Genomic DNA, 11,277 nt, shown 5'->3' with positions numbered 1-11,277 from the left:
CCCGTTGCCGCATATAAAGGGCAGGCATAGACTGGAGCTGGATATTCCCCACAGGAGAGCATCATGACAGTCAGTGAACTTCGTAAGCTCTATCAGCAACAGATCCTGCAAGAGGCCGAAATACTCCACGACGTGGCTATTCCCGGCTGGATCATCGAATTCAGAGGCAAGGATGGCGCCCTCTACGAGCTGACCGACACCCTCGGCTGCCCGGTCAGTTTCGGCACCGTCGAGCAGGCCCGCGAACATCTGCATCAGGTGGCCGACTGCCCGGTTCAGGTGGAGCACCTCTACCGCTTCTTCGAACGCTAACCCCACCCACCACACACTAAAAAGGCTCCCGAGGGAGCCTTTTTGTTATTCCGGTTGCTTTCTATTCCGGTTGCAGCGGTTCCGCCACCTTGCCCTCCAGCTTTCTTACCGGCTTTTGCAGGATCAGGTTGGCCGGATAGGTGACCAGATCGCCGTTGTCATCACGCACCCGCACATAGAAGAGGCCAATCTCGGTGATGACGCCGGTGACCGAATCATCCTTGTCGAGGATGCGGATCCGGTCGCCAATCTTGTAGGGGAAGGCGAAGAAGATGGTGATGCTGGCGGTGATGTTGGAGAGGATCGACCACTGGGCCACCATGGCGACCCCCAATACTGCAAAGAAGGAGGAGGCGAGCACCACCAGTCGGGAGAAGTCGAGCCCCCACACCCCGGCCAGCACCAGCAGGGTGGCGCAGCCGAGCAGGAAGTGGAACACATGGGCCACGTAGAGCACCCGGTTCTCGCTCACCTGCCTGCTCTGACCGAGCGCCAGCAGACTCTTGTGAATAAGCCGCCGGATCAGGGTATGCCCCAGCAACAGCAGCAGGGTCAGACCAATTGATTGCCACATGGGTTATGCCTCCTTACCACCAGCGCCGATGTTTGAGCCAGATAGCCAGCCCGCTTGCCAGCGCCACCAGCGAACCGCAGAAGACCCAGAAGGCGGTCGGATTCTCGGCCCCGGGGATACCGCCGAGGTTGATGCCAAACAGACCGGTCAGGAAGCTGGCAGGTAAAAAGAGCAGTGCCATCACCGACATCTGGTAGGCGCGGCGGTTAGTCGCCTCCGCCATCAGATTGTTGATCTCGTCTGCCAGCACAGCGGTGCGCGCTACTCCGGCATCGAGGTCGTCGAGCCAGCGCCGCAGCCGATCGGCGATATCGAGCAGACGACGGCGGTCATCCTCATCCAGCCAGCTGATCTTCTCGTTGGCCAGCCGCGCCACCAGATCCCGCTGGGGGGAGAGGTAGCGGCGGATCATGATGAGCTGCTTGCGGATCAGCGCCAAGCGGCCATTGGCGGGCATATCGCGCATCAGCACCATCTCCTCCAGATCGAGGATCTTGTCGTGCAGCTCCTCGACAAACTCCCCCGCCCGATCGGTCAGGGCATCGCAGATCTCCACCAGCCAGTCGGCCGGGGTATCGGCGCCACCACCCAGCTTGAGCTGGTTGAAGACATCCTGTTCGGAGAGCAGCGGACGACGACGGCTGCTGATGATGAGATCCGGGGTGATGAAAATACGCAGCGCCACCATCTCTTCGGGCCTGTGATCCTTGTTGTGGTTGATGCCACGCAGGATCAGCAGCACCGTCTCCCCCATCCGTACCAGCTTGGGACGATTGCTCTGGCCGAGCAGCGACTCCCTGGCCGCCTCGCTGAGCAAGGGGGTCTGCAACAGCCAGCGTGCCGAATCGGGATTGCCGTAATCCAGATGCAGCCAGCCGGGATGCGCCGCCGGGACTTCACTTCCCGCCGTCAGCGGCGCCATGCCACCCTTGCCATCCAGAGTCAGGGCATAAATCACTTCACCGGGCACCCGATCCATCTCGTCTCCTTCTCGTTTCATGTGCTGGCCCCAGCTTACACCAAAGGTTGGGCCGACTCAGCCCCGCGCCGGGAAGGGGAGGCCTGTGTTAACATGGCCGCACTCGTTTTCCATCCGCTTTCACTACAGGAAACCATGCCATGCCCATCTGGGTTGATGCCGATGCCTGCCCCATTCCGGTCAAGGAGATCCTCTACCGCGCCGCCCACCGCGCCCAGGTCGTCACCACCCTGGTGGCCAATCAGGGATTGCGGGTGCCCCCCTCGCCTTTCATCAAAACCCAGCAGGTGGAAAAGGGATTCGATGTGGCAGATCATGTCATCGCCCAGCAGGTTCAGCCCGGCGATCTGGTGATCACCGGTGATATCCCCCTCGCCTCCTGGGTGATCGATGCCGGTGGCGAGGCACTCAATCCCCGCGGCGAGATCTACACCCGCGAGACCATCAAGGCGCGACTCGGCATGCGCAACTTTATGGAAGAGCTGCGCTCGGCTGGCGTGCAGACCGGCGGCCCCGCCCCCTTCAATGCCGCCGACAAACAGCGCTTCGCCAATGCCCTCGACAAGTGGCTGGTCAAAGGCAAGCTGTAAAGAGACCCTAAAGGCGCCCAACATGGGCGCTTTTTCGCCGTAACATCCTGATTTTTAAAATAAGAGCTGACCACAACCGTCAGGCTGGTAAGATGCGCCGCCATCTTGTCCACGCCGTAATCATCATGACCGCCCAAGGGCACCTGCTTTTCTCCGTTACCTGCACCCTGATCGCCCACAAACTGCAGCTCACTCCGGCGCTGGCCGATGCCAGCCTGTGGCAGACCATCCCTGCCGCGCTGGCCAGCGCCCTGTTGCCCGACCTCGACCACCCCAAATCGGTGCTGGGGCAGCGCCTGCCGTGGATCTCGAAACCCCTGTCGCGGCTGTTCGGCCATCGCGGCTTCACCCACAGTCTGCTGGCGGTCGCCGCTGCCGTCTGGGGGCTGAACCAGAGCCTGCCGCCGGACACCCTGCCCATGGGAGTCAAGGATGCACTTATCGTCGGCTACCTCAGCCATCTGCTGGGGGACTGGCTCACCCCGGCGGGCATTCCGCTCTTCTGGCCCATCAAGCGCCGTTACCGCCTGCCGGGCTGGCCGCTGCGCAGCGGCGGTGCCATCGAAACCGGCTTTTGCACCCTCACCCTGCTGGTCGCCGGCTGGTGGTGCGGCTGGCGGCTGTGAGCCAGAAACAAAAAAGCCCCTGACGAGGTCAGGGGCTCAAACCGTGGCGGGTGCCGCCAGAGGATCAGATCATAATGCCAGCGATAACGGCAGAGAGCAGGCTGACCAGGGTAGAACCGTAGACCAGCTTCAGACCGAAACGGGAAACCATGTTGCCCTTCTCTTCGTTCAGCGCTTTTACCGCACCGGCGATGATGCCGATGGAGCTGAAGTTGGCGAAAGAGACCATGAAGATGGAGAGGATGCCGACGGTGCGCGGAGAGAGCTCGGCAGCCACCTTGCCCAGATCCATCATCGCCACGAACTCGTTGGTCACCAGCTTGGTCGCCATGATGGAGCCAGCTTGCAGCGCTTCACCACTCGGGATGCCCAGGATCCAGGCGATCGGGTAGAAGAGGTAGCCCATGACGAACTGGAAGTTCACGCCAAATGCCATCTCGAACAGGTAGTTGATGAGGGCGATCAGGGCGATGAAGCCCACCAGCATGGCACCCACGATCACGGCAACGGTGAAACCGGCCATGATGTACTCACCCAGCATCTCGAAGAAGTTCTCTTTCTTCGGCGTGTGGTGCTCGTCACCTTCGGCAATGGCCTTGATGTCGGTCACGGAGTTATCCGGCTCGTAGGGGTTGATCAGAGAGAGCACCACGAAGGTACTGAACATGTTGAGCACCAGCGCGGCAACCACGTAGCGCGGCTCGATCAGCTGCATGTAGGCACCGACGATGGACATGGAGACGGTAGACATGGCCGTCGCCGCCAGGGTGTACATCTGCTTCTCGTTCAGGTGCGGCAGAATGTTCTTGAGGGCGATGAAGTTCTCGGACTGGCCGACGATCATCGAGCTGATGGCGTTGAAAGACTCCAGCTTGCCCATGCCGTTGATCTTGGCCAGCACGGTACCGATACCGCGGATCACCAGCGGCAGCAGACGGATGTACTGCAGAATACCGATCAGCACGGAGATGAAGACGATGGGCATCAGCACCATCAGGAAGAAAGAGAAGGCTCCTTCGTTGACCAGACCACCGAACACGAAGTCGGTACCCTGTTTGGCAAACTCCATCAACTTGGTGAAGCCGGCCGCGAAGCCACCCACCACCGCCAGACCCACTTCGGAGTTCAGCATGAACCAGGCCAGCGCCAGTTCGACCACTAGCAGTTGACCGATATAACGCAGTTTGATCTGTTTCCAGTTGTGGCGGTTAGCCAGCAGAGAGAGAGCGAGGACCATCACCAGTCCGAGCACAAAGTGAACGTATTCCATACCTGTAGCACCTGAGTAAATTGTAATTTTTGACCGGCGCCATCATAGACATTTGCACATTTAAAAATCAGATAGCCATCACAATCCCGCGCAATATTATGGAGGCGGGATAATACAAACGTTTTTAAATTAATTGTGCAATGAACTGATATTAATCGCGCAACACAGATAACATAAATCCTTTTAAAACATAATGTTGAGTAATAGAGGCGCCGTTTTCATATTCTTTGAAAATATTTAATCAGCATTTTTGCAACATTCCTTGTGGCGCAGTAACTGATCGCAGAATATTTTCCAGCCATTATATTAAAACACTGAAAATAGAAAACGTTTATCCGCAATAAATAATTAGATGAGTGTTTGAAAAATAGTCCTTATTGCTATGTCGGTGATCGTCCGCGATCTGTTTGGCAACAAATGAACCTTTCATGGCCCCTCGTGGCCAGCCGTTCAAAAATCCGCCACATCCGGCGCCACATTCTGGTATGATGCGCGGCCTTAGCGCTCGCGCATCCCCGTTTTCTCCGAAATAGAGTCCTTTTGTGAACAACAGCGAATTTAGCAGCCTCAATCTCTCCCCCGCCCTGCAAGAGAACCTCACCAGCCTGGGTTACCTGCAGATGACCCCGATCCAGGCCCAGAGCCTGCCCCTGGTGCTCGATGGCAAAGACCTGATCGCCAAGGCAAAAACCGGCAGCGGCAAGACCGCCGCCTTCGGCCTCGGCCTGCTGGCCAAGCTCAACGTCAACCGCCTCGAAGTGCAGGCGCTGGTGCTCTGCCCGACCCGCGAACTGGCGGATCAGGTGGCGACCGAGATCCGTCGTCTGGCGCGCGCCCTGCCCAACGTCAAGCTGGTCACCCTGTGCGGCGGCACCCCGACCGCACCGCAGTCCGCCACCCTGAGCTTTGGTGCCCACATCGCCGTCGGCACCCCGGGTCGTATTCTCAAGCATCTGGAGCAAGGCACGCTGGAACTCTCCGGCCTCAAGACGCTGGTGCTGGATGAAGCGGATCGCATGCTGGACATGGGCTTTGGCGAAGATATCAACCGGGTCATCAGCTATGCCCCCCAGCAGCGTCAGACCCTGCTCTTCTCCGCGACCTATCCGGAAGGGATCGCCCAGATGAGCCGCGGCGTGCAGCGCAATCCGGTCGAGGTGAGCGTGGAGTCCCTGCATGAGGGGAGCGCCATCGAACAGAAGCTCTATGAAGTGCCTGCCGGTCAGCGCCTCGACGCCCTCACCTGGCTGCTGAGTCACTACCAGCCAAGCTCCTGCGTGGTGTTCTGCAACACCAAGCGCGCCTGTAACGACGTGGCCGACCATCTGGCCGCCAAGGGCTTCTCGGCGCTGGCGCTGAATGGCGATCTGGAACAGCGCGAGCGGGATCAGGTGCTGGTGCGCTTTGCCAACGGCAGCGCCACCATTCTGGTGGCCACCGATGTGGCGGCCCGCGGCCTCGACATCAAGGAGCTGGGCGCCGTCATCAACTACGAGCTGACCTATGATCCGGAAGTGCACGTGCACCGCATCGGCCGTACCGGCCGTGCCGGCCAGCAGGGTCTGGCTCTGAGCCTCTATCAGCCGAACGAGGCCCAGCGCGTCAACTTTATCGAAGAGTACCAGCAGGCTCCGATGCCGCTGGGTGATCTCGACAGCATCGGCCGCGACATCAAGCCGATCGCCCCGCAGATGGTGACCATCTCCATCGACGCAGGCCGCAAGACCAAGGTGCGGGCCGGTGACATTCTCGGCGCCCTGACCGGTGAAGGCGGCATTGCCGGTGCCGATGTGGGCAAGATCCAGATCTCCGAGCAGTACTCCTACGTCGCCGTGAAGCGCAGCGTGGCGAGCGCCGCCCTCAAGCGGTTGCAGGAAGGCAAGATCAAGGGTCGCAGCTACCGCGCCCGCAAACTGGGCTAAGGTTTTTTGCAAGCCGTTAGCCAGACCACAGGCGCCTGACAGGCGCCTGTTTCATATCTCCGATGCCGCCATGCGGCAAGACAGGCACCATGACCCAAGCAATCCAAACCGATGTGAGCTGCCAGAACTGCGAAGCCTGCTGCTGCCGCCTCGAAGTGATGCTCTTTACCGATACCGGCGTGCCGGACCGTTATGTACTGGAACGGGATGGCGAGATACCGGTCATGCGCCGGCTGGACGATGGCTGGTGCGCCGCCCTCGACCGCAACACCATGATGTGCCGTATCTACGAGGTGCGACCGCTGATCTGCCGTGAATTCGAAATGGGTGAACCCGACTGCGTTGACGAGCGGGACAAGTGGTTTATCAAGCTGGAGTGAAGCCCGCCCAAGCGGTGGGCGGGGTCGTCAAGCGCTCACAGGTTCACAGGGAGCGGTGTTGAGCTGCTCCCCCAGCCACTGGATGGCCGCTGCCTCCTGCTCGAAGTAACGTACCGCCCGAAAGGGCAATCCCTTGAAGATGTTATCCGCCAGATAGCGCTTGAAGCCCCCCACGAAGACCACCGCCAGAAACTGACAGCCACTCTCGGCACACCAGCCAAACTGGCGACGAAAACGGGCCAGCACCTCGGGCCCGGCCGCTTCGAACTCGGTCGCGACCTCGACAATCCCCCAGGGGCCATCCATCAGACCGACCAGTTCGTGACGAAAGCGCGCCTCATAGGCCATGGCGCCTGCCAGATTGAAGGGACCACTCGGGCGGCAGATCAGCATCTGGCCCCTGCGCTCCATGTCAAATTGCCCATGTGTCTGCATGACTGCTCCCATTCCGTTACCACCACCATCGCCTGCAAATTGTTACCACAAGGTAATAATTTATAAGGAAAAGTCCAGCAGCAAACAGGCTTTTCCCAAAGCGTGCTCATCCTATCCGGCAAACCGTCGGCACCTCATGTTACCGACATCCAGCACCGAACCGATCTCAAGATGTGTGATTGCAGTTAACGAAACGTTACTGCTATTATCCGCGCCGCCACAAACATTCCACCAGCCGAAAGGTTTGGCACCCCAACAAGGATGTGCAATGAAAAACAGGGACTCGAGTCATTACCAACGGATCTGGCGCTGGCACTTCTACGCCGGTCTCTTTGTCGCCCCTTTCCTGATCCTGCTGTCACTGACCGGGATCGTCTATCTGTTCAAACCCCAGCTCGACAACCTGATGTACCCAGAGCTGATGAAGGTCGCCCCCGCCAGCCAGACCCTGAGTGCCGACCAGCTGCTGGCCAAGGCGATGATGACCATGCCCGATGCCAGCCTGCGTAAATACCTGCCGCCAGCCAGCCCGGATGCCAGCGCCCAGTTCATCGTCAATCAGGGGGATCGCGAGCTGACTCTGTTTATGGATCCCGTCAGCGGCGCCCTGCTTGGCACCATGGATAACAAGTGGAATCTGCAAGCGGTGGCTCGCTCCCTGCACGCAGACCTGCTGCTCGGTACCACCGGGGATCGGCTGATCGAGCTGGCTGCCGGCTGGGGGATAGTGCTGCTGCTGAGCGGTCTCTACCTCTGGTGGCCACGCAAGGGGCCCGGGGTGGGCGGCATCCTCTGGCCCAGAGTGAGCCTGCGTGGCCGCCTCTGGTGGCGGGATCTGCACGCCGTGGTCGGCTTCTGGGGCGCTGGTTTCCTGCTGCTGTTGTTGTTGAGCGGCATGACCTGGACCGGTTTCTGGGGCGATCAGTTTGCCGCGGTCTGGAACCGCTTCCCGGCAGCCATGTGGAACGAGGTGCCCAAATCGGCGCCACTGGCCCGCACCCTCAATCAGGCTCACGAGCAGACCGTCCCCTGGGCGGTGGAGAATACCCCCATGCCCAGCTCGCAGCCGATCGATGAAGCGCACGATCACGGCGCCATGAACCACGGCGAGCACGAGGGAGTGGTGATGGCCAGCCAGCGGATCCCGCTGCAACAGGTGGTCGAGATCGCCCATGAGCGGGGAGTCCAACCGGGTTACAGCATCTCCCCGCCGGTCGGCGTCACCGGCGTCTACACCATCGCCCTGTTTGCCGACGATCCGCGCAACGACGCCACCCTGCATATCGATCAATACAGCGGCAAGGTGCTGGCCGATGTACGCTGGCAGGATTACGGCCCGGTCGCCAAGACGGTGGAGAGCGGCGTCATGCTGCACATGGGCAAGCTCTACGGCTGGCCCCATCAGCTCGCCATGCTGCTTATCTGCCTGATGGTGCTGGCCAGCGCCGTGAGTGGTCTGTGGATCTGGTGGTGCCGCCGTCCGCAGGGCCGTCTCGCCGCGCCGCCACTGCCTGCCAAACTCCCGCCGATGCGTGGAGCCATCGCCCTGCTGATCCTGCTGGGGATCGCCTTCCCGCTGGTGGGCGCCTCCATGATCGCCATCTGGCTGCTGGATACCCTGATTTTCTCCCGTCACCCGCTCAGGGCGGCGCGCGCCAGCTAAACCCGCCAAAACCAAAAAGGGCTCCCATCTCGGGAGCCCTTTTCATTATTCGCCTTGGCGAGCTGCGACCAGCTGTCAGGAGAGCGCCAACCCGATGGAGAGCAGCAGACTGAACAGAAAGGCGCTGATGGCGGTCTTCTTGAGGGCACCGGTCAGCACCTCGCCATCGTAGCTTTCGCGAAGGGTCTTGGCCGCATCGCTGAGAGGCTTCATGGCGGGCAGGAAGATCCACGGCCAGAAACTGGCGGGCTGGATCAGGATAAAGGCGATGGTTGCCAGCAGCGCCGCCCCCAGCAACACCCAGTGATAGGCGATGGCGCGGTTGCGGCCAAGGCGAACCGCCAGAGTGATCTTGCCGCTGGCGGCGTCTGTCTCGATGTCACGCACATTGTTGATATTGAGCACGGCGGTGGCCAGCAAACCACAGGCGGTGGCGGGCAGCAGCAGGTCCCACTCCAGACTCTTGGTGAAGAGGTAGTAGGAGCCGAGCACCCCGAGCAGGCCGAAGAAGAGGAACACCGAGATATCGCCAAACCCGCGATAGCCGTAAGGGCTCTTGCCGACCGTGTAGGTCACCGCCGCGACAATGGCCGCACCACCCAGCACTACAAATGCCAAAATCTGCAGCCACTGGCCGCCGAAGGCACAGCCCAGCAGCAGCAGGCCACTGGCCACCGCCGCCAGCGCGGTCAGCCCCATCGCCACGCACATCTGCTTTTTGGTGATAAGGCCGGAGACCACCGCCCGCTGCGGGCCGATCCGCTCACCGTTGTCGGCGCCGGAGACCGCATCGCCGTAATCGTTGGCCAGATTGGAGAGGATCTGCAGCAGGATGGCGGTCAGCAGGGAGAGCGCCATGATGGTGCCATCGAAGGCGCCACGACTGGCAGCCAGCCCCGAGCCCAGCAGGATGGAAGAGCAGGCGAGCGGCAATGTTCGCAAACGCGCCGCCAGCAACCAAACAGAGAAGGTATTTGTCATTTTGTGATGGCCAAACAATCGGATATTGATCGTGTTAAGGGTTATCGAACCGGATTTGGGTATACTTGGCCCCGGAGAGTGAAGCTCCCGCGGGCGATTTACATGGACGAATGGGCAGATAATATATAGGAAATCATCGCCCTTTGGCATAAACCTACGGCATCCAGCTACCGGATCGCTCGTTACTACCCGGCTCAGAAAAGAATCCATGTTGGCTCAGACCCATATCAAGCAACAACTGGACGCCCTGCGTCACAGCAACGTCAGCGGCTTCGTACGGTTGCGAGTGGCGATCGAAACCCGCTCCTTTCTGGGCTGGCTCGCGGCGCAAACCCTCTATCCCCGCATCTACTGGCAGGCCCGTGGAGAGGCTCGTCCCGAGTATGTCGCGCTGGGCGCCATCCATGAACTGACCGAGCCGCACGCCATCAAGCAGGTGTGCACTAACACAGCCAACCAGCATCATGACGACAGCCCTCGCTACTATGGTGGACTGGCGTTCGATCCGGCCCAGTCCGGCTGGCAAGGGTTTGGCCCCTGCCGTTTCGTGCTGCCCCGCATCGAGCTGGTGCGCCGTGGCGAGTGCGTCAGTCTCTGCCTCAACCTCTGGCTGGATGAAAACAATCTCGAGGCCGAACTGCAGGCGGCCGAAGCCGCCCTCGATGCCCTGCGCCCGGAAGCCCCGCTGCCCGCCCTGCAAAAGCAGCCCTGGCAGCGACAGGATTGCCCCGGCCCCGCCCAGTGGCAGACGCTGGTGGAGCGCGTCACCGCCCCCGATTTTCAGGCCCACACTCCCAAGGTGGTGCTATCGCGGGAGAGCGTGCTGACCAGTCCGAACCATGATGCGGATATCAATCCCTGGGCCATGCTCGACCAGTGGGCCCGCCACGCCCAGGACTGCTTCCACTTCGGTTTTCAATTCTCCCCCGAGCAGGCCTTTATCGCCTGCTCCCCCGAGCGGCTCTACCGCCGGGAAGATCGCCACCTCTTTACCGAGGCGCTGGCGGGCACCATCCGCCGCTCCGGCGATGAAGAGGTCGATGCCCAACTGGCCGCCGAGCTGCTGACCGACAGCAAGAACCGGCTGGAGAACCGGCTGGTACATGCCGACATCCTCAGCCGACTGGCGCCACTGACCCACGATGCCACCCTGACCGAGCCACGCATTCTCAAACTGCGGCTGCTGCAACACCTCAAGTGCGATATCGAAGCCGAGCTCAAGCCCGGGGTCTGCGACTGGCAGTTGCTCGACGCCCTCCACCCGACGCCGGCGGTGGGCGGCGCCCCGCGCGAGGCAGCGCTCGCCTTTATCCGCGAGTTCGAGCCCTATGATCGGGGCTGGTACGCCGGAGCCTGCGGCATGCTGAGTAGGGAGACCTCCGAGTTCTCGGTCGCTATTCGCAGCGCCCGCATTCAGCCGGGCAGCGTCACCCTGTTTGCCGGTGCCGGCATTGTTGCCGGTTCCGAGCCTGTCGCCGAGTGGGCCGAGCTCGACAACAAGATCGCCAATGTGCTCTCCCTGCTGGGATAGTCATTCACCCTTTT

Annotated in this window: 12 protein-coding genes; 7 read left to right on the top strand and 5 right to left on the bottom strand. The window is 60.9% G+C overall.

What is annotated here, in order from left to right; translation table 11 throughout:
• The first annotated feature begins 63 nt into the window (after positions 1-63).
• On the top strand, positions 64-312 hold the full coding sequence (locus I6L34_RS13525) for a hypothetical protein (protein ID WP_005354919.1): 249 nt from the start codon (positions 64-66) through the stop codon (positions 310-312).
• A gap of 61 nt (positions 313-373) precedes the next feature.
• Here I6L34_RS13525 and I6L34_RS13520 read toward each other — a convergent pair whose 3' ends face one another.
• On the bottom strand, positions 374-886 hold the full coding sequence (locus I6L34_RS13520; protein ID WP_005354921.1) for a mechanosensitive ion channel domain-containing protein: 513 nt from the start codon (positions 884-886) through the stop codon (positions 374-376).
• Between the two features lie 13 nt (positions 887-899).
• The gene (gene zntB / locus I6L34_RS13515) at positions 900-1,865 is read right to left on the bottom strand and encodes a zinc transporter ZntB (RefSeq protein ID WP_005341467.1); all 966 of its coding nucleotides are present in this window, start codon (positions 1,863-1,865) and stop codon (positions 900-902) included.
• Between the two features lie 140 nt (positions 1,866-2,005).
• Here zntB and I6L34_RS13510 point away from each other — a divergent pair, with 140 nt between their 5' ends.
• A complete protein-coding gene (locus I6L34_RS13510; RefSeq protein ID WP_005335916.1) occupies positions 2,006-2,455 on the top strand; it encodes a YaiI/YqxD family protein in 450 nt (149 codons plus the stop codon).
• A gap of 125 nt (positions 2,456-2,580) precedes the next feature.
• Positions 2,581-3,081: a metal-dependent hydrolase gene (locus I6L34_RS13505; protein WP_041234360.1), complete on the top strand. Its 501-nt coding sequence runs from the start codon at positions 2,581-2,583 to the stop codon at positions 3,079-3,081.
• Positions 3,082-3,145: 64 nt separating this feature from the next.
• Here the strand turns inward: I6L34_RS13505 and I6L34_RS13500 are convergent, their stop codons facing one another.
• On the bottom strand, positions 3,146-4,351 hold the full coding sequence (locus I6L34_RS13500; protein WP_005363118.1) for a NupC/NupG family nucleoside CNT transporter: 1,206 nt from the start codon (positions 4,349-4,351) through the stop codon (positions 3,146-3,148).
• A 542-nt stretch (positions 4,352-4,893) separates the two neighbouring features.
• On the opposite strand from I6L34_RS13500, the gene dbpA reads away from it, so the two are divergent.
• On the top strand, positions 4,894-6,273 hold the full coding sequence (dbpA, locus tag I6L34_RS13495) for an ATP-dependent RNA helicase DbpA (RefSeq protein ID WP_216954837.1): 1,380 nt from the start codon (positions 4,894-4,896) through the stop codon (positions 6,271-6,273).
• Between the two features lie 89 nt (positions 6,274-6,362).
• Entirely contained in the window at positions 6,363-6,653 is a 291-nt protein-coding gene (locus I6L34_RS13490; protein ID WP_005335921.1) for a YkgJ family cysteine cluster protein, read from the top strand.
• Positions 6,654-6,680: 27 nt separating this feature from the next.
• Here I6L34_RS13490 and I6L34_RS13485 read toward each other — a convergent pair whose 3' ends face one another.
• On the bottom strand, positions 6,681-7,088 hold the full coding sequence (locus I6L34_RS13485; RefSeq protein WP_216954836.1) for a hypothetical protein: 408 nt from the start codon (positions 7,086-7,088) through the stop codon (positions 6,681-6,683).
• A 268-nt stretch (positions 7,089-7,356) separates the two neighbouring features.
• Here I6L34_RS13485 and I6L34_RS13480 point away from each other — a divergent pair, with 268 nt between their 5' ends.
• A complete protein-coding gene (locus I6L34_RS13480; RefSeq protein WP_216954835.1) occupies positions 7,357-8,751 on the top strand; it encodes a PepSY domain-containing protein in 1,395 nt (464 codons plus the stop codon).
• 75 nt (positions 8,752-8,826) lie between these two features.
• Here I6L34_RS13480 and I6L34_RS13475 read toward each other — a convergent pair whose 3' ends face one another.
• Positions 8,827-9,732: a 1,4-dihydroxy-2-naphthoate polyprenyltransferase gene (locus I6L34_RS13475; RefSeq protein WP_216954834.1), complete on the bottom strand. Its 906-nt coding sequence runs from the start codon at positions 9,730-9,732 to the stop codon at positions 8,827-8,829.
• Positions 9,733-9,940: 208 nt separating this feature from the next.
• Here I6L34_RS13475 and I6L34_RS13470 point away from each other — a divergent pair, with 208 nt between their 5' ends.
• A complete protein-coding gene (locus tag I6L34_RS13470; RefSeq protein WP_216954833.1) occupies positions 9,941-11,263 on the top strand; it encodes an isochorismate synthase MenF in 1,323 nt (440 codons plus the stop codon).
• Positions 11,264-11,277: the final 14 nt, after the last annotated feature.

It is taken from the genome of Aeromonas sp. FDAARGOS 1404 (assembly GCF_019047085.1).
Lineage (GTDB): Bacteria > Pseudomonadota > Gammaproteobacteria > Enterobacterales > Aeromonadaceae > Aeromonas > Aeromonas veronii.
This window is presented reverse-complemented; position numbering and strand designations above follow the sequence as displayed.